At 38.8% G+C, this 18190-nt stretch carries 24 protein-coding genes; 5 read left to right on the top strand and 19 right to left on the bottom strand.

The genetic code is table 11. The features are described 5' to 3' along the window. Nucleotides 1-13: 13 nt before the first annotated feature. A complete protein-coding gene (locus LG307_RS08775; RefSeq protein WP_010192747.1) occupies nucleotides 14-556 on the bottom strand; it encodes a peroxiredoxin in 543 nt (180 codons plus the stop codon). Nucleotides 557-927: 371 nt separating this feature from the next. Here LG307_RS08775 and LG307_RS08770 point away from each other — a divergent pair, with 371 nt between their 5' ends. Further along, nucleotides 928-1767 carry a mechanosensitive ion channel family protein gene (locus tag LG307_RS08770; RefSeq protein WP_404449853.1) on the top strand — a complete coding sequence of 280 codons (840 nt, stop codon included), beginning with the start codon at nucleotides 928-930 and terminating at the stop codon, nucleotides 1765-1767. A gap of 104 nt (nucleotides 1768-1871) precedes the next feature. Here LG307_RS08770 and LG307_RS08765 read toward each other — a convergent pair whose 3' ends face one another. The 5 genes from LG307_RS08765 to LG307_RS08745 form a co-directional block, all read right to left on the bottom strand. Then, nucleotides 1872-2117: a YkuS family protein gene (locus LG307_RS08765; RefSeq protein ID WP_060666077.1), complete on the bottom strand. Its 246-nt coding sequence runs from the start codon at nucleotides 2115-2117 to the stop codon at nucleotides 1872-1874. A 70-nt stretch (nucleotides 2118-2187) separates the two neighbouring features. Next, a complete protein-coding gene (locus LG307_RS08760) occupies nucleotides 2188-3318 on the bottom strand; it encodes an N-acetyldiaminopimelate deacetylase (protein ID WP_404449851.1) in 1131 nt (376 codons plus the stop codon). Between the two features lie 67 nt (nucleotides 3319-3385). Continuing rightward, nucleotides 3386-4096, bottom strand: a complete 711-nt coding sequence (dapD, locus tag LG307_RS08755; RefSeq protein ID WP_404449849.1) for a 2,3,4,5-tetrahydropyridine-2,6-dicarboxylate N-acetyltransferase — start codon at nucleotides 4094-4096, stop codon at nucleotides 3386-3388. 110 nt (nucleotides 4097-4206) lie between these two features. After that, nucleotides 4207-5043, bottom strand: coding sequence for a DUF368 domain-containing protein (locus tag LG307_RS08750; RefSeq protein ID WP_404449846.1), 837 nt, complete (start codon nucleotides 5041-5043; stop codon nucleotides 4207-4209). 96 nt (nucleotides 5044-5139) lie between these two features. Then, nucleotides 5140-6021, bottom strand: a complete 882-nt coding sequence (locus LG307_RS08745) for a LysR family transcriptional regulator (RefSeq protein ID WP_404449844.1) — start codon at nucleotides 6019-6021, stop codon at nucleotides 5140-5142. A 114-nt stretch (nucleotides 6022-6135) separates the two neighbouring features. Between LG307_RS08745 and LG307_RS08740 the strand changes: the two genes are divergently transcribed. After that, nucleotides 6136-6876 carry a sulfite exporter TauE/SafE family protein gene (locus LG307_RS08740; protein ID WP_404449842.1) on the top strand — a complete coding sequence of 247 codons (741 nt, stop codon included), beginning with the start codon at nucleotides 6136-6138 and terminating at the stop codon, nucleotides 6874-6876. A 51-nt stretch (nucleotides 6877-6927) separates the two neighbouring features. On the opposite strand, the gene LG307_RS08735 is transcribed toward LG307_RS08740, so the two are convergent. The 5 genes from LG307_RS08735 to LG307_RS08715 form a co-directional block, all read right to left on the bottom strand. Then, nucleotides 6928-8436 carry an MDR family MFS transporter gene (locus LG307_RS08735; RefSeq protein WP_404449840.1) on the bottom strand — a complete coding sequence of 503 codons (1509 nt, stop codon included), beginning with the start codon at nucleotides 8434-8436 and terminating at the stop codon, nucleotides 6928-6930. 139 nt (nucleotides 8437-8575) lie between these two features. Next, nucleotides 8576-9037: a cyclic-di-AMP-binding protein CbpB gene (gene cbpB, locus LG307_RS08730; protein WP_404449838.1), complete on the bottom strand. Its 462-nt coding sequence runs from the start codon at nucleotides 9035-9037 to the stop codon at nucleotides 8576-8578. Between the two features lie 179 nt (nucleotides 9038-9216). Further along, nucleotides 9217-9387: an antirepressor AbbA gene (gene abbA / locus LG307_RS08725; RefSeq protein WP_404449836.1), complete on the bottom strand. Its 171-nt coding sequence runs from the start codon at nucleotides 9385-9387 to the stop codon at nucleotides 9217-9219. 32 nt (nucleotides 9388-9419) lie between these two features. Continuing rightward, nucleotides 9420-9938 (bottom strand): ribonuclease H-like YkuK family protein, encoded by a 519-nt coding sequence (locus tag LG307_RS08720; protein WP_404449834.1) that lies wholly within the window; start codon nucleotides 9936-9938, stop codon nucleotides 9420-9422. Between the two features lie 196 nt (nucleotides 9939-10134). Continuing rightward, a complete protein-coding gene (locus LG307_RS08715) occupies nucleotides 10135-10800 on the bottom strand; it encodes a hypothetical protein (protein ID WP_404449832.1) in 666 nt (221 codons plus the stop codon). Nucleotides 10801-11010: 210 nt separating this feature from the next. On the opposite strand from LG307_RS08715, the gene LG307_RS08710 reads away from it, so the two are divergent. After that, complete coding sequence (locus tag LG307_RS08710) at nucleotides 11011-11403, top strand: hypothetical protein (RefSeq protein WP_404449830.1); 393 nt, start codon at nucleotides 11011-11013, stop codon at nucleotides 11401-11403. A gap of 48 nt (nucleotides 11404-11451) precedes the next feature. Here the strand turns inward: LG307_RS08710 and LG307_RS08705 are convergent, their stop codons facing one another. Genes LG307_RS08705 through LG307_RS08695 form a run of 3 tightly spaced genes read right to left on the bottom strand, consistent with a single transcriptional unit; the run spans nucleotide 11452 to nucleotide 12278 of the window. After that, nucleotides 11452-11595 carry a hypothetical protein gene (locus LG307_RS08705; protein ID WP_404449828.1) on the bottom strand — a complete coding sequence of 48 codons (144 nt, stop codon included), beginning with the start codon at nucleotides 11593-11595 and terminating at the stop codon, nucleotides 11452-11454. 11 nt (nucleotides 11596-11606) lie between these two features. Then, on the bottom strand, nucleotides 11607-11999 hold the full coding sequence (locus LG307_RS08700) for a YueI family protein (protein ID WP_404449826.1): 393 nt from the start codon (nucleotides 11997-11999) through the stop codon (nucleotides 11607-11609). 39 nt (nucleotides 12000-12038) lie between these two features. Further along, on the bottom strand, nucleotides 12039-12278 hold the full coding sequence (locus tag LG307_RS08695) for a YkuJ family protein (RefSeq protein WP_404449824.1): 240 nt from the start codon (nucleotides 12276-12278) through the stop codon (nucleotides 12039-12041). 215 nt (nucleotides 12279-12493) lie between these two features. Here LG307_RS08695 and LG307_RS08690 point away from each other — a divergent pair, with 215 nt between their 5' ends. Then, the gene (locus tag LG307_RS08690; RefSeq protein WP_404449822.1) at nucleotides 12494-12730 is read left to right on the top strand and encodes a glutaredoxin domain-containing protein; all 237 of its coding nucleotides are present in this window, start codon (nucleotides 12494-12496) and stop codon (nucleotides 12728-12730) included. A gap of 116 nt (nucleotides 12731-12846) precedes the next feature. Here LG307_RS08690 and LG307_RS08685 read toward each other — a convergent pair whose 3' ends face one another. The 5 genes from LG307_RS08685 to fadH all read right to left on the bottom strand — a co-directional run bounded on the left by LG307_RS08685 (nucleotide 12847) and on the right by fadH (nucleotide 16927). Beyond that, complete coding sequence (locus tag LG307_RS08685; protein WP_404449820.1) at nucleotides 12847-13527, bottom strand: DUF3993 domain-containing protein; 681 nt, start codon at nucleotides 13525-13527, stop codon at nucleotides 12847-12849. 181 nt (nucleotides 13528-13708) lie between these two features. Then, nucleotides 13709-13948 carry a hypothetical protein gene (locus LG307_RS08680; protein WP_404449819.1) on the bottom strand — a complete coding sequence of 80 codons (240 nt, stop codon included), beginning with the start codon at nucleotides 13946-13948 and terminating at the stop codon, nucleotides 13709-13711. 65 nt (nucleotides 13949-14013) lie between these two features. Next, nucleotides 14014-15231: an EAL-associated domain-containing protein gene (locus tag LG307_RS08675; RefSeq protein WP_404449817.1), complete on the bottom strand. Its 1218-nt coding sequence runs from the start codon at nucleotides 15229-15231 to the stop codon at nucleotides 14014-14016. A gap of 85 nt (nucleotides 15232-15316) precedes the next feature. Beyond that, nucleotides 15317-15889, bottom strand: coding sequence for a LysM peptidoglycan-binding domain-containing protein (locus LG307_RS08670; RefSeq protein WP_404449815.1), 573 nt, complete (start codon nucleotides 15887-15889; stop codon nucleotides 15317-15319). 270 nt (nucleotides 15890-16159) lie between these two features. After that, on the bottom strand, nucleotides 16160-16927 hold the full coding sequence (fadH, locus tag LG307_RS08665) for a 2,4-dienoyl-CoA reductase (RefSeq protein ID WP_404449814.1): 768 nt from the start codon (nucleotides 16925-16927) through the stop codon (nucleotides 16160-16162). Between the two features lie 178 nt (nucleotides 16928-17105). Here fadH and LG307_RS08660 point away from each other — a divergent pair, with 178 nt between their 5' ends. Beyond that, entirely contained in the window at nucleotides 17106-17966 is an 861-nt protein-coding gene (locus LG307_RS08660) for a metallophosphoesterase (RefSeq protein WP_404449812.1), read from the top strand. Nucleotides 17967-18190: the final 224 nt, after the last annotated feature.

Here is an 18190-nt window from a genome sequence, read left to right as displayed (position 1 = left end):
AGGTTGCATCAAATTATAATGTAGCTTGTCCAGGCTTCCAGTTAGCCGGGCAAAGTCCACCAGTTTGCAATGCTTGAAGCACTCGAAGTGTTTCTTCTACATCACGGCCGATGTTGTTGTGGAATACTGTTTGGTATTGAAGTTCGCCTTCTGGGCTGATGATGTAAAGTCCACGTAACGCGATTCCTTCGTCTTCAATAAGGACGCCGTAGTCGCGAGATACAACGTGATTAGTGTCAGCAGCTAAAGGATATCTTAATTCGCCAAGACCGTTGTCTTTGCGATCTGTATTAATCCATGCTAAGTGAGTGTGGATAGTATCAGTAGATACTCCAATGATTTCTGCATCTAAGTCTTCGAACTCTTCGTAACGATCAGACATAGCAGTGATTTCCGTCGGGCAAACGAACGTGAAATCCATTGGGTAGAAGAAAAGTACAGTCCACTTATCGTTTTTCATGTTTTCTTCTAAGCTTACTTTTCCAAATTCTTTGTTTGGTAATACAGCGTCCATTTCAAAACGTGGAGCTTGTTTACCTACCATGCGTTCTGCCATTTGTAAATCCCTCCAAGTTGTAATTTCAAATGAGAAATTATATAGATAATTCTCATTTAGTTATTTAATCAACATCAACTATTATAAACCACTCTTTATTTTTAGTCAATGTTAAATGATAATTAATTTAAATAAGGAATAAAATGAAAAAGAGGTTTGATCCATTTTCACCTTGTTGGTATTCCCCATATAAACCATGATGATAAATGGGAATTTTTTCTCCCACCTAATAGTAACATTCTTTCTTTGGAGAGCAAAATAATAAGCTTTTTCTATTGGTATTTCGTAAATAATTTGGTTTTCGCTTTTTAATCCTATATAATGCCTTATTAGAACCTACATAGTTTATTCTGAAAGGAGTATTGATTTAAGTGGTATTTGACTTATCAAATATTGATATTACTGCAATTTTAACGGCTTTAGGTATCATCTTTTTGAGACTTTTAGTTATCCTGATCGTTTATGCGATTGTAAAATCAATCGGGACCAAGATCATTACACGGGCTTTTGCTAGAGCGTCAGAAAAACAAGGGATCTCGCCTGGACGTGCAAAAACACTGGAAAAGCTGACTGTTAACATTTTTACATATGCACTGATCTTTTTCCTTGTAATTATGGTTCTTGAAAATGTTTTCGCCGTGGAAACTACCGCGATTTTAGCTGGTGCAGGGGTTGTGGGCCTTGCCATTGGATTTGGAGCGCAGGGAATTGTCAGCGATGTGGTTACAGGCTTCTTCCTTCTATTAGAAAAACAAGTTGATGTAGATGATTATGTTACCACTGCCGGTTTTTCAGGAATTGTAGAAGAAGTTGGTCTTCGCACCACTAAAATCAGGGATTTTGATGGTTCTTTGCACTATGTACCAAACCGTGAAATTTCCAATTTAACCAATCATTCACGAGGAAATATGAGAGCGCTCGTGGATATCGGCATCTCCTATGATGATAATATCGACCAAGCAATCGAGCTGATGCAGCGTGTATGTGATCAGGTTGCTGCTGAAGATGATACCATTATTGAAGGACCTAATGTGATAGGTGTTCAAGGTCTTGGTGCTTCTGATGTTGTCATCCGTATCATCGCGAAAACAGAGAACAGTCAACAATGGGCTGTAGAACGTAAATTGCGCAAAACACTCAAAGAAGCGCTTGATGCGAATGGCATTGAAATACCATACCCTCATCAAGTGTATATCGAGAAAAAGGATTAATTTGTCTAAGGGAAAGTCTGGAGTACACACTCCGGACTTTTTTTGTTGAATGAAATGAAATCAACAGTTCTTCTATCAAAAAAAGAGCCATATCGGCTCTTTTTTTAATGATTGATTCTACTCTCCACTTGTTGGCAAATTTGATCTGCTGTCAGTCCGCTAGCTTCAATTACAGAACCAGCAGTGACACTATTGGAGATACCCATTACATTATTGTCGATTCCCGTCACAACGCAGCAGTCACAGCCTTTTGCATCGTTTTCATTCGTTAATTGAACAACATCGTATCCTTTTTGCTGCAACGCTTGCTGAACATCTGTTAAGGATTGTTCTACACCGATTTTTGGCATATGTAATCCACCTCCTCTTCGTTAATTTGGCTTGCAATCGCTAAATTATACGAAGAGAAATGTAAATTTGTCAGTTTGCTTTAAAATTAAAATACGAAATGATGGTACTAATAGCCACACCGATGGCATCTTCATCTGGGCTCAACTTTGAATGATGCAGTCCATAAGGTGACTCGGCACCGAGCCAGAACATAAATCCAGGGATGTTTTGAATCATGTACCCATAATCTTCTCCTGTCATCGCCTCTTTACATTCTACTACACGGACATTGGTGTTTTCCGATACATATTGCATGAACTCTTCAGTAAGTGCCGGATCATTATCCACTTGATGATACATGCTGCCGTAATCGATGGTTGTTTGACAGTTGTATCCCACTTCTACACCATGGACAAGTGTTTCTATCCGCTCTTTCACTTTTTTCATGCTTTCAACGGACAGCGTACGGATTGTTCCTTCTAGTCTTGCACGCTCCGCAATGATGTTTTGAACGGTTCCGCCAGTTATTTTACCTACTGTAATAACGGCACTGTCTAGTGGATCTACATTCCTGGCTATGACTGTCTGCAATTGGGTAACGAGTGAACACGCAGCAACCACCATATCATTAGTCTGGTGGGGATATGCAGCATGCCCACCCCTTCCCTTTAAATCAATAAATAGCTCGGAGGTATTGGCAAAAAGAAGTCCCTGCTTTGTGGCAATGGTTCCGACCGGATACTCAGGTGCAATATGGAGAGCTACTATCATATCCGGTTTCCAGGCTTTAAAGATATCTGATTGAATCATTGGCAAAGCACCACCAGGACCCTCTTCAGCTGGTTGAAACATAAACAGTAAGTTATCTGTGGAAGGATATTGAGAAAAATGTGTAAGGATTCCTAGAGCGATACTCATATGCATATCATGACCGCATGCATGCATCATCCCCTCATGTAGGGAAGGGAATGATAACTCCGTTTCCTCTTGGATCGGCAAGCCATCTATGTCTGCTCTGTAGCCAATAGTTTTAGTCGGGTTGGTTCCTTGAACTCGTACAAAAATCCCCGTTTTCCATGTTTTGGTTTCAATATGGTCCTGAGGAAGATTCTGTATATAATGCAACAGGTATCCTTGTGTTTTTGTTTCTTGAAATCCCTTTTCCGGAATTTGATGAAGGTCTCTTCTTATCTGTATGAAGGGATTGATTAGATTTGTCACGACAATTCCTCTCTTTCTAAGAAAAAGACGTGGAGTTAAGCACCCACGCCTTTTCTTTTCATCTTTATTATAATTGACGAAGTTCTTGTTTGATTTCCGTTTTGGACTTTGTTTTTTCATCAATATCTTTAATTTTCTTTGCTGGTGTTCCCGCAACCACTGTGTATGGTGCCACATCATCAATAACAATGGCTCCAGCAGCTACAACTGCCCCTTTTCCTACGGTTACACCTTCTAATACTACTGCATTTGCTCCAATAACCACATCGTCTTCGATGATTACAGGCTTAGCAGATGGTGGCTCGATTACACCAGCAAGGACAGATCCTGCACCGATGTGGCAGTTCTTCCCGACTGTAGCGCGGCCTCCAAGGACAACATTCATATCAATCATCGTACCTTCTCCAACTACGGAACCGATATTGATGGAAGCACCCATCATGATAACGGCATTGTCTCCGATTTCTACTTGGTCACGGATAATCGCGCCAGGCTCAATGCGGGCTTTTACACCTTTCATATCAAGTAGAGGGATTGCTGAGTTGCGACGGTCGTTTTCTACAACAAAGTCTTCAATTTTTGCTTCATTTTCTTTAAGAGCCACTTCAATTTCTGCCCACTCGCCGAATACGACTCCGCTATTGCCATTTAAGAAAGTTTTGGACGAAGCACCAAAGCTGATGCCTTCTACGTCACCTTTCACATAAACCTTTACAGGTGTGGATTTTGTGCTGTTTTGAATAAAAGAAATAATCTCATTTGCGTCCATCATTTTCATTATGTAATTCCTCCTAAAACAATAAGTCTTTATCCCTTTACTCTATCAAACAACGAAAAGTGTGACAAGTAAAAAAATTATACAATTTTTCGTAAAAAGAAAAGAGAGACTTATTCTGTCTCTCTTTTGGCTACCATTTTATCATTAGTGCGTGCGATGAATTGGACAACTATTAATCCTATAATGAAAGTCAGTACGCTTACTACATTTGTCAGCATGCTTTGGGAGAAGCCTGGGAATACAATTAGGGTCGATCCCATAACAAGTCCGATAATAGCTGCAAACGTTACTTTCGGAAAATGCTCTAGCACGTATTTGATCAATTTACTTGAAATGATGAAACCAACTGCAACTCCTGCACCTATTGTTAGAATAATGGGGATATTGATATCTTTCAGTGCTGCTATCGCTGTGGTATAAAACCCTAAAATCAATAATACCATCGAACCGCTTATACCAGGAAGAAGCATGGTCATGCTAGCAATCCATCCGGCAAAAAACAGACTGATTGCAGAACCGATAGTCAGCGTCTCAATCACGGGTCTCGTCGATTCCTGTAAAAATGCCATAGATCCTACTAAAACAAAAGCAAGAAGAAGTGCCAAATAATGGCGTTTTGTAAAAGTTTGAAACATGTTCGATTCTCTAGCCAACAAAGGCAGTACTCCAATAATTAATCCTAAGAATAAAAACATGGTTGGTTGCGGGTAGGTATGCAATAAATAGTCCAGAATATGACTGAAGAGAAGCAACGCTCCCACTACACCTATACCAAGGGGCGCCAGGAATTTGAGATGTTTTAACCAATCTCTGCTGAAAATTCCGCTTATGGCTTCAATAAGTCTGTCGTAGATTCCCAGAATAAATGCAATTGTTCCACCGCTAACACCAGGTATTACGTCACTGATGCCGATTAACATTCCTCGAAAAATATTTTTCCATTCCATATAACTTCGTTCCACCTTAATATTCAGTCTAGTCTCTCAAAGCTTTATATTACTATTTCTTTCAAAGATAATCCAATATTATCTTAAACAGTTTTTTCAGTTTCCACCTCCATGGTGGTATTCCTCCAATACTTCTAGGAATGCCTCCACTTGCTTTAAGTTAAAGGAGGACTCGTATCCGATCAACCAAGTATCCCGGTGTAGATTGGACACTTCATCTTCTTCAAGTGGAATTTTTTTGATGTTATCATAATCATCCTGCATAGTGATGGAAGGAAGGATGGCATATCCGATTCCGTTTAGCGCCATCTGTTTACAAGTCTCAATTTGATCTACAACGATGGTTCGTTTTGGAGGAGCCTGAAACTTTTTGTGCCACCAAACTTGAATCTCTTGATAATAAGTGGAATCACTTTTAAACTGGATGAATGGGCGCTCTGTATGTTCAAGTTCAGATAGCTCTTTTATCTCTGTATCTACGAGGTAAAGATTATCTCTTAGAAGGTGTTTCTTCACCCCTTTCCATTCCGGATTTCCCCGGATAATACCCAAGTGAACTTCATCTTCATATAAACTTTTTACAATATCACTGCTCCATCCCGTTACGAGTGAGACCTTCGCATTCGGGTACTTTTGAATGAACCTTTTTAGTACTTTAGGTAGCCAATATTGTCCAATGATGGTGGCCACTGCAATCTTTAAAGTGCCGTAAACTTCTTTATCCAGTGACGTAATATCCTCTCTGACTTTGGCTTCCTTTGCCAAGACTTCTTCAGCAAATTCTACTATTTTTTCACCGGCCGGTGTGATTAATAATCCTTTTTGTGTCCTAATAAAAATTTTAGTGTTCCAATTCTTTTCAATGGATTGGAGTCTTTGGGATAAAGCAGGTTGTGAGACAAATAAGCGTTCGGAAGCTTTTCTCATATTTTTTTCTTTCGCCATTACTGATAAAATTTGAAATTCTGATGTATTCATACACTACCTCAATATAAGTTTTTCTTATAGTATATCTTAATTTTTATGTTATTTCATTATGACTTTATAAGGCATAAAATAAAGGAAGAAATCAGTTGAAAGAAGGCGACATTAATGGAAACCCCATACTACTACCTTACAGTGATCGGTTTTATTGCCACATTCATCGGCACACTTGGAGGTGGAGGAGGTCTTATCAATCTGCCTTCTATGCTCCTATTGGGTGTCCCCATTCACACAGCCATTGCGTCCAATAAGTTTTCTAATACATTCAGTTCGTTTACAAGCTTTTATACGATTTGGAAAAAGCAACAAGTGAACTTGAAGCTTGGTTTATCAATTGTCCCATTTACCATCATTGGAGGAGGGACAGGTGCATTACTAGCCTCTTTTCTTACAGAAGAGATTTTGCTTAAAATGGCTTTAGTCTTATTGGTCATTGCCACCATTCTTAATATCTCAAAATCCAAGTTAAAGAAAAAAGAACACAATGGAACTATTGCTCCGCTGTATTATCCTACTTATATCGGAATCGGGGCTTTCGATGGACTATTCGGCCCGGGGCAAGCCACTCTGCTTATGCATTCCTTCATAAATGCAGGACATTCCTTTCTAACCAGTATTGGATTAACCAGGCTGCAAACTTTTGCTAGCTGCTTTATCTCATTTCTCGTATACTTCACCATGGGTTATTTTGATTGGAGGGTTGGAGTGGCCTTAGGGATAGGTTCTTTCTTTGGTGCTCAAACAGCATTAAAGTTGGCCAACAGGCTGGCATTTCTGCCGTGGCAGAAAATACTTAGTGCTTTTTCTGTTTTTCTCATCATCTACTTGTTTTTAAAAATTCTATATTAGTAGCGTATAAGCGCCAGGGCTAAGATACTAATCTTAGCCCTGGCGCATTCTTTAATTTTTCTTTGGCAAAAGCATGATCAGTATAAAGCTGATGACAGCAAATCCAGCAACTACGAGGTAGACCGTCTGCAGAGCGGATGTTAGTCCATCCTGAAGCAATACTCTCATGGATTCAGAAAGCTGATTGCGTTGATCTTCATTAAGAAGAAGCGTAGTGGAATCTAATGAGAACTGGTCTAACGCTCCATTTTGTCGTAAATGCTCCTGAATTCGAGAATTCAATATTCCGCCTAGCAGGGCTGCCCCAATCGTACTTCCTAGTGTTCGCATAAACATATTGGATGCAGTCGCGACTCCTCGTTTTTGCCAAGGAACCGTGCTTTGAATCGAAACAATGAATGATGTAGTGGAAAAACCCATCCCTACACCAATCATGAACGAACCAAATGCTGCCCAGACCGGTCCATCATCCGGGCTCAATGTCATGAAAATGATGCTTCCGAGTATCAAGGCAACCCCACCGATGATAGAAGTGGTCCTGAAACCTATTTTTAATAGAAGCCTCCCAGCAATCATCGCTGCAATCGGCCATCCTATTGACATAGTAGTCAATGTGAATCCTGCCACAATTGGCGACCTTTCCATGACCCCTTGTACAAATGCTGGTAAAAAGCTAGAAATACCAATTAACATGACACCAGTCGTTAACGATGTCGTATTGGCAATGAGGATGGAGCGCTCCTGCCATATATCAAACGGCATCATTGGGTCCTTTGCCCTCTTTTCCTGAAGAATAAAGAAAATAAAGGTTATAACGGACAATGCGATAAGAGAAAATACAGGAGCTGACAGCCACTCCCACCTTACACCGCCTTCCACCATGACTAGCATGAACGAACTGACAGAAAGAAATAATAATCCCGCTCCTGCATAATCAATAGAGTGCTTTTTCTTTTCCACTCCTTCATGGAGAAATAGATATAGACCGACAATTGCTAAGATACCTAAGGGGATATTTACCCAAAATACAAATCTCCAGCTAACATATTGAACAAGCAGTCCGCCAATAGCAGGTCCTAGGATTGCAGAGATTCCCCATACACTCGATAAATATCCTTGAATTTTTGCTCGTTCCTCTTTTGTGTACATATCTCCCACAATAGTCGATGCAATCGGCATAACGGCTCCTGCGCCGAATCCTTGAATAAATCGGAATACAATTAACATCTCGATGGAAGTAGCCATTCCGCATAATAATGATCCAATTAAAAAGACGATAATTCCAAAAGTGAGTATGGGTTTTCGACCAAACAGGTCAGACAATTTGCCATATATCAAGACCGTTACCGCATTCATTAATAAATAGGAAGAAAATACCCAGCTATATAAAGAAAATCCACCAAGATCTGCGGCGATTGCCGGCATGGCCGTGGATACAATGGTCGCTTCAATGGCTGCCATGAACATCGCAAGCATGATAGCTGCCAAAACAAACGGCTTTTTTGTTTTGTTTGGAGAGGCCAGTTTGCCTTCTTGCCTCTCTACTGTTGCAGTTCCCATTTACTTCCCTTCTCTCTCTACTGTATAGCTCTACAGAATTCTTTACAAGGATATGTATTTCGTGCCTCTATGTAAATTGTACCCTTTCACACCATTAATGCAACCTTCAACTACATGTTCCCTGCAATAAAAAAAGACCCTAAGCTTCCGGGTCTTTTTCATTATTATTGGATTGAAAATGTGTATTCAGTCTATCTAAGATAGTGCGTCTTGTTAATATTCCTTCAAAAACATCCTCGTCATCGCGAACACATACAAAAGGATGGTCGACTAGCAGTTCCAACCCTTTTTCCACTGTATCCGTTACATTCAGACAAGGAAGTTCTTTGTTCATCACATCTTCCACAATCATATGCTCAAGTTTTTCAAATTCGATTCGTTCTAATCCAAGAATGGAATCCATAATGTGGGTAGTACTGACAAGTCCATGTAACCTATATTTAGGATCTAGAACAGGAACAGCTGTATATCCTGTTTTCGTAAGAACCAGTAAGGCGTGTTCCAGATTGTTTTTTACTTGTACATGTGCCACCCGTTCGGCTGGGATAATTAAATCTTTGATAGTTGCTCCTAATACTTTACTACTTTGGAGGCTGATCATAAATGTTCTTCCTCTCTTTATTTACTCTCTAATACAATATGCCACTTTGTGTAATTGACCAATATCATTGTAGCACAAATATGACTTGGACTCGAATATTAATCGATATAAAAAAACGCCTTTGTTCGACATATGCAAATAAAAAACTGCCTTGTTAAGGCAGCAGCATAAGATCATCACTATGAGATTTTATCATACAATTCAATAAGTTTTTGATAGGTTCTAGTTTCAAGTTTCTTTTCCCCTACCTCTATATCATTTATTTCACTGATGACCAATTCCTTGGCTACATCAGTTGATATCAACAAAGTTACCAGCAGATCTTTTTCCTCTTGAGTTAAAATCACCATTGCACCATTTTCACTCCTTTCCATGATTGGTTTTACTTTGTATAGCGGTTCGCATAACAAAAAGCGGTATATGCATCCGGCTTTATTTTGGCATCCAAGCCCATGGCGGTAATCCTGCCTGTCATTTCCTGTATGAAATCCTTTGTAGCACCTTTTTGTCCAATATCGAGATGAATTTCAAAATGGAAATCCGCTCCATGTTCTAAGTGCGGAAGCAACAGGTTTTGAATTTTTTCCAACTTCTCAAGCGTAAACAACATCGCAATTTCCTGGCTTAACGCAGTTTCAAGTGATATTTTTTCATGCAGACTTCTTATGGCTCTATTTACGATGTAGGGTCTAACGCAGCCCCAAGCACCCTTACCAACACGATGCAAATGCACCGCCGTCATGAACTTAGTTTCCTGTTGATGAACATGTGAATCCGTTCCAATAGAAAGTAAGTATGGAGCCCTCACGTCTTTTTGGATAAACAAAAGGATTTTTTCATAAGCTTGTTCAAAAGTAAGGTAGCCGTGGGTAATATTAATAAACTTGCTGGGGTTATCCATTTATCCACTTCCTTTTCCGTACTTCCTATATACTTATATGTTCCTTCCTCTAAAAAAATTATTATTTTCTAATAAATATTGGGTATATTCATCATTATTGACGGCATTTTATAAAGTTTATACACGCTAGATTTTGATTTAATCATTAATTATGTATTACCAAGCCACTAGTGACTTGGTTTCCATCCCTTTCTTTTTATGAAAGTCTTGTGACACTTCCAATCCAGAAGATTGTTCCAACAGTCTGTGCACTATTATTCAATCGAATGAAGTTTGATTGAACTTCTATAATATTGACAGGTGCAGCAAGAGTCCCAACTACCCTTCCCCCAAGATTCATTATTACATTGGAATTCAATGCAGATAATTCCACAAGGACATCCCTGAAATCCCTACTAATGACAGTAGGAGTATTCGTTATAGGGGTATTTGCTCTGAAACCTGCTAATAGCGTCAGTGGCAAATAGGTATTGACTCCAGCAACATTGACGATTATATAATCCGAACCTACCTCAGTCACCCGAGCATTTGTTACAGCCGGTGTCACCGTACCAGTGACAAATATATCTACGGTTGTTTCCCTGAAAAATTCAATTAACCTTGACCTTAAAGTTCTAGTAGTCAGGCTTGGGGTTGTACCATCACCAGCAACATCATCAATGCTTGATATCGGAAGGATGGGAACAATGGTGTTTGTTGTAGCTGTGGTAACTCTTATATAGTCACTTCCTATTTCACGGATGACTACATTGGAGAAGGTTGCACCTTGGTTGGTGGCAACTCCGGCTATCCAAATGGAAATAGCAGTTTGATTAGCCAACTGAATGAGTCTTTTTCTAATCTGATCACTACCTATAGGCATAATTTCACCTCCCTTCTACATATCTACTAATTAACTTATTAAACTAGCAATAAATGTGTATAGGGAAATGAATCAGTTATCAAGGAAAAAAAGGATGGGTATTAGCACATTTTTTTATTTTCTCTAAAAAATCATGACATAAAAGGAAATGAATAATATCTTATAACTACCTGGCAATCAGGATAAACATTTGCAAAGGAGGAGAGAGTAGTGAGCTTATATGCAGAATATAACGGGAGAGCTAGAACAACTGGAAAAGGTTCATGTTGTAGTAAGTCCTTGAAAAGCAATTGCGAAGGCTGCATCTGTTATTTTTTTCTAGATATTTTTAGCTCCATCCCTTTCAATAATTCAAATGGATTGACCCAATTTATTATAGTATTGAAAGGTGTTTCGGAGCCATTAAATTTAACCGGATCCTCAAGTCCAACCTTATTTCGATTGGCTAGCTTCAACCCTGAAAAATGTTGTGCAGTATTGTCCTATGAAGTAACTTTAGGCACTGGAGCTACCGCAACCCGGAACTTCTTAATCAATTGCAGTGATATTGCCGGAGTTTCTTATGTTAACGACGGTGACCTTGGAACAGGAAATGCTATTTAACTTTACAAATAAGAAAGAGAGCCATAATCATAAGGCTCTCTTCTTGGTTTACCCTTTACTTGTTTGGATTTGAGATTTTGAATACGCACAATGCGGGCATCGATACATGACATTTTGATTGGAATGGGCAGTAAGTACTTTATCCATCTCTTCTTCGCGTTTACACTTAGGACAATGAACCGTTGGCATCATGTAAACCACTCCTACTTTAAATGACGTTGAAATTCTTCCTTAGAAACAAAAATATCTTCTTTGTCAATTGCTGTTGGATTAGAAAGCACTAGTCCAATATTGGTTGAAGATGCTTTATCGTCGACAATGGTAAATGAGATATTGTTTTCATTAGCAATCCGAATGTATTTGGAAAGATGCATGTAATCCAACTCTCCATCCAGGTACAATTTAGAAGATGGGTATCTCTTCATTAAATCAGCAATAGGCTTATAGGGTTTTTGTTGGATTACTTGGCCGTTTGTTAAAGCCAGAATAATGCGTTCACGCAGCTGAGAAAGATACTCCCTTCTCTCACTTGGCTTTGTTTCCGGTGTTCCCTTTAACCCTCTATCTATATAATCATCAATGTTTTTTCCCATCATACATCCCTCCATTTCGAAATTCAGGTTTCCCTGGCTTTCTTAGTGGATCAGGTCAAAAATTTCAATGGCAATCATATCAATATTATCGAATTGATATGTTTTAGGGTTTTCCCCTTTTAGAAATACTTCCAATTCATATGTATTGGTCTTGTCGAAGAATTTCACGCTGCACACTTTCTCTCCATTTACTTCAAAATAGCGTTGTGCCGGTTCATTTCCTGCTTCTGATGTTTCCTTTAAGTCGTTTAATCTTTTTACAATCCCTACTAATAGTGACATGTAACAACTCTCCTTCTATTCCTTCCTACCTATATCATTCACCTTGTTATGTAAGGCCATTCGTATTTTTGTACAAAACCTTTCAATATCCGGTAAAATAAAAGGTAGGAATATAATTATAATAGTGTTCGAAGATAACTTCCCTTTTATTGTAGTCTAAAATGACGAATAAAACATGCGAAGTTGTGAATTTTTTCTTACGAGGAGCTGTATCCATGAAAATAACCGTCTATACTCAACCAGATTGTCCCCCGTGTCAGGTGGTTAAACAATTTTTAACACACCATAATATCTCTTATAAGGTGATAGACATCTTTGAAGATCTAGAAGCACGAGATTATTTAGTACACGAATTACAGTCTTATTCCACTCCTACTGTAACAGTCGATGAGCAGGTTGTAAAAGGATTTGACCTGCCAAAGCTGCAAAATTTGTTAGGCATAGAGGAATAAAGTTCAACGCTTCATTCGCAAGAGCATACATCATACCATTAATAAGATGGTAGAAGAAAGCTTTTTATTCTCCTTCCACTAAAAAAGAGCGTATATTTACGCTCTTTTTTCCTTTATCATCTTGTTACAAGAAAGGTATTGCGATCTAAATCATTAATAATATGAGAAGCCATTATTGAAATGGCTAATGGAGAATATGAAATAAAAGGATAAGCGAACATACCGGATGGATAGATAATTTTACTTTTGGCACTTGTAAGGGAAGTTGTTTCTACCAAAGAGGCCACTTGAAAAGACTCATCATTTATTACAAATTCAGGAATTTCATATTCAAAACCATACTCAATCACCTTCCAGCCGGCAGATGTATCTTGTATCTTTACGTATTCATAATGATCATCATACAGGCTTGGCATATCCTCTTCAGAAGTAAAGTGTTCGTATACAATAATGTCACCACTTTGGTCTTTTATTACCTTTGTTTCATGATCATATTGAAAAAAGGGGATGTAGAATGCCGGAAAGTCTGTACCGTAAGTGATATAGCCTGCTTCTTCCTTAAATAGATGCTCTTTAAGAAAGGATTGCTGATAATCTTTTGTAAAATAGGGATTCAATATCTGATCGATTTCATCTAAAGAATGGTGCTTCTCCCCTAAGGAAAGCTGGGCTTGGAACGCTTCCTTTAAAAAGGAGTAAACTTCTTGGTATTCAGACGATTGTTCCGCATTTGCATTACCTAAACCTAAAAAAATAAATGTAATAATGGCAATAATTCCTGTCACTTTTTTAAGCATTCCATTCTCCTCCTCAGATGATGTGTTCTAATTGTATCAAGAACAGAGCGGACAAGGGTTCGTAACCGTTCGTAAAATTACGTTGAAAACTGACAAATTATTCACTCTCTTTACACCTACCCTCTTGAATTATCTCCAAACACACAAAAAACCCTTACAATTTATGTAAGGGTCGTTTTTATTACCAACTTGAAGTAAGTGCTGCATATGCGATATACAGTAAAATTAATATCGTTGCAATTAATAAGGCTACAAATACAGGGTTTTTCATCACATAATGATCCTGGACCTTTTCACTGACGGAAGAATCCTGGCTTGATGCCTGTGTATCTGCTTGACGCCCGATTTTATACGTATATACCATTGCGCCAGCAACAATGATTAATGCTAATACTGCCAAAATAAAATCAAAAGAACCCATTTCTATCACCTCACCGAGGAAACTATACTCTTAAGGTAAACAAACGGGTAAATTCTATTCACCGCTTATAAAAGATCCTGATTTTCATATAAATACTCATAAGAAATATCCACATATAGGAAGCGGTTTTGTGTAATAAGACAAGAATAGGTCCGAACACTTTCACCTGATTCAATATCACTGTACAAGTCCGATAATATTCCTTTTTTCTCCATGCTCATTTTCATGACATGTTCAAGAAAATAAGGCCTCCAACTCCAGTTTTTCCCTTTATAAGTCCTGTTTGCTATCCACTTGCCATTATCTTTCAAGATATTTGAGGAGAGTTGGAAGCCATTTTCATCACAAACATACATACGAAAGCTAATGTTTGTAAGTTCGTCAGCGATAGAGTGCAACCATTTATCATATTCTTCTAGGTTATGCCCTTTCGAAATGAATGCCTGAAGTCTAGTTTGAAGCATTCCGGTAAATTGGTGTATGGCATGTAATTTCCTTTTTTCATAACGAATAAATTGTTGGAACTTTTCTACCAGAATTTCCTTTGCATGGTGAATGTCGATAAAAGTCGGTCCGGGCTTATGCAGGTAGTAACCCTGATAGTACCTTCCACCATTTCTCCAAGCATACTGTAATTGAAAAGACGCTTCCATGTTCTCATACATCAACGCGGCTCCTATTTTTCTAGATAGTATGGACAAAGAATGCAAGATATCTTGATGAGCTGCAACTTCATATGATTGACGAAGAATTTCTAAATTAACTTTCAGTATATTAGGATTCAACCGTCCAATTCGATCCATATTTGTACCGGCATCCCCTATATTTGCCACAGATAGTTGGATTCCATAGGTCCTATAGTAATTAAAAAGGTGCTGAAGGAACTCTTCGCCTTCTTTTGAAGAATGTTCATCTATTTCAATGACGATATTTTCAAGTTTTAATCCTCTCGGAACATAAGAAAGAAAAAGTTCAAGCAAGGATTCCCCTTGGTCTTCCAAAAGAAGGTCTGCATGTTGATTGATAAATAACTTAAGCGAACAATCCTCTTCTGTATAATAGGTTAATGCTTTATTTATTATCACCTTATCCACTTCAAGCTGGTATTCCCCAGGCACTGTGTTGTCCCGGAAAAATGGCCCTAAACTTTTCACATCACCGTTTTCCAATTGAAATCTTCCTAGCACTTCATATCCAATTATTTCTTGGGCTTCTGCACTGAAAATTGCTTGAAAATAAGGGGTGACCTTTTCGATATTCGTCATAATATCAAGTGGATCCATCTTGTTCTCCCCTTTGTCTTGTTTGGAACGATTATATCATGATATGGGGGAAATTATGACGAGGATATATAAAGGAAAAGATATTTTATTGCGTTCTTTTAGGGATTTTTAACTCCTGTCCAATCTTCAAGCAATCCGTGTCAAGATGGTTCAACTGCCGGATAGACTCGCGTGAAATATCATATCTCTGGGCTATTTTCAATAAACTGTCTGAAGTCACGACTGTGTGGAGATAACATGGCACTTTAAGGTTCATCCCAATAAATAAGGTATCACCATCTAGCTGGTTTACCTTTCTTATGCTATCTTCATCTACCGAAAACATTTGCGCTATGTCTTTTAACGAATCATTTTGCTTCACTTTGTAATTTCCGCAAGCTGGACCTTCTATCAGTTCTCTCGTAGCGCCGTTTTTCTCATCCAAAACAGCAATGAGAAATTGTTGAAATTTCACTCGGTAGGTGTTGACCTCCGTCCCTTTAGACAATACTTCTGAGGCTAATTTTCTTGCTGCGTCCAGAAGATTTTTTCTTTTTGACAATTTATCATGGTTGCCAGCGTATTCAACAGAAAACTCGTAGAATGCTTCGGTCGGGTTAATATATACGGTCAATTCCTTATTTTCTTCGTCCCAGTCATACTTGTAGTAGATGCTCATTGGGTTTCCTCCTTGTTGCTTTTGTTTAGTATGAGCAAAACCGGTATACAAGTATGAAAAAAAGCTCGGGTAAAGCAACATAAAAATTTGCTTTACTCGAGCTTTTTGTTTATCCCTCTTACAACCGCTGTTAATTTCCGCAAACTGCTTCGCTTTCCGCGGGGCGACCTTGAGCCTCCTCACAACGCTTGCGGGGTCTCAACATTGTCGCTTCTCCCCCGCTAGAGTCTTCGCCTTTTGCTTCAATCAACAGCTATGAGTCACCTTAAATTAAAACGGGAATGGTTGTAGCCATTGGCCGCCATCCATGGTTACGCACTCTCCATTTATGTAAGCGGCTTTTTCAGAGCTTAAGAAATATGCTAGTTCGGCAATTTCTTCAGGTGTTCCAAAACGCTTCAATGGGACACTTTCCGCAACTTTTCTAGCTTCTTCCTCTGATTGCATCAATTTGTCTGCACCGCCAGTTCTTTCAATAGGACCTGGTGCTATTGCGTTCACTCGGATTCCGTATTTTGTTCCCCACTCAACTGCAAGCGTTCTTGTAAGGGACAGAACACCAGCTTTGGCTGCAGCGGAATGCACGACGCCAGCTCCTGCATTCCAGGCATAAGTGGCTACCATGTTAATCATGCTCCCCTTGTGATTCCGCTCCATCCAATATTTCCCCACGGCAGAGCTACAATAAAACGTACCATTCAAGACGATGTCAATGACAGACTTCCATCCGTTAACAGATAGTTTTTCAGCTGGACAAATAAAGTTTCCAGCAGCATTGTTGACCAGCACATCGATTCTTCCAAAGGCTTCGTCCGTTAATTTAACCATTCTCTCAACATGCTCAGGCTCTCTTACATCCATTTGCACGGTCAATACCTGGCCATCATGCCCTTCAATCTCCTCTTTCGCGTTAGTAAGACGATCCAGGTCACGACCGGTAATCACCACATTGTAACCTTCTTGTGCAAATTTCAAAGCCATGTATTTCCCCATACCGCTAGAGCCACCAGTAATGATGGCAACCTTCTGTTCTCCCATAAAATCTCCCCCAATCCTATGTCTCTATACTATTCTAACCTAATATTCAAAATAATTAAAATGTTTTATAAAAATTTATTCAAAAATTTCCAAAGGAAACTAGAATGATAGAAAGAGAAATTCAACAGGAAATGATGCTATAATGATGGATATTAAGATAGGTTAGGTTGGTATAACTATGAGTAAATTAACAAGAAGAGGTTTTTTCAAACGAATCTTTACTATTGTTTTCACTGCTTTATTAACAAGTGGAGCTGGCTATTTTTATGCTAGATATATAGAACCGAAACAAATGAATAAATTGAAACACACCGTTACGCACCCTAGTATTCCAAAAAGTTTTTCCGGTATAAAGATCGCTCAATTTTCTGATACACATGTTGGGCACCATTTTGGTCAAGCAGAATTGGAAAAAGTGGTACGTTTAATTAACGAAGAGAAACCGGATATTGTTTTTTTCACAGGAGATTTGATGGACAATCCATTAGAGTACGATGGGTCCTACAATCTTATAAATATTCTAAAGAAAATCAATGCACCACTCGGAAAATTTGCGATTTATGGAAACCATGACCATGGAGGATATGGAACGGAAACTTACGAGGAAATTATGGAGAACTCCGATTTTACTGTATTGAAAAATGAAAATACTACTATTGAATTGATTGATCAAAGTAAAATATACATTGCTGGCGTGGATGATTTGATGTTGGGAAGACCTGATTTCAATGAAACGCTGCGTGATATCCCCGAAGAAGCCTATACCATATTATTGGCACACGAAGGAGATGCAGCAGACTCAATAGCGGAGCAGTTTCATGTAAATCTACAACTGTCCGGACATTCTCATGGTGGGCAAGTGCAGATTCCCTTTTTTGGGCCACTAATTACGCCACCGCTTGGATCAAAGTTTTATGAAGGTTTTTATCAATTAGATGACTTAACACTATATGTAAATAAAGGCCTAGGCACCACAAGAGAGCCTTATCGCTTTTTGGCACCACCAGAAATAACCTTTTTCACTTTAGAACGGGAATAAATGGGCTAACCCGTACAAGCGCATACCCTTTAACATTGCCATACCCTATAGAGACCCTATAAAGGAGGCATATGTCTATGTATCGAAATTACCCAAATAGCAGATTTATCGGCGGATTGGGGTTCGGATTTCCTTTTTTTCCGTTTTTAGGGGGATTGGCTTTAGGTACTTTATTAACACCTAGACCTTATTATCCACCACCATACCCATGTTGTGGACCTTAC

It is taken from the genome of Sutcliffiella horikoshii (assembly GCF_044809035.1).
Classification (GTDB): Bacteria; Bacillota; Bacilli; order Bacillales; family Bacillaceae_I; genus Sutcliffiella_A; species Sutcliffiella_A horikoshii_G.
Note: the sequence above shows the minus strand (reverse complement) of the source record. Positions and strands in the feature narration are given on the sequence as shown.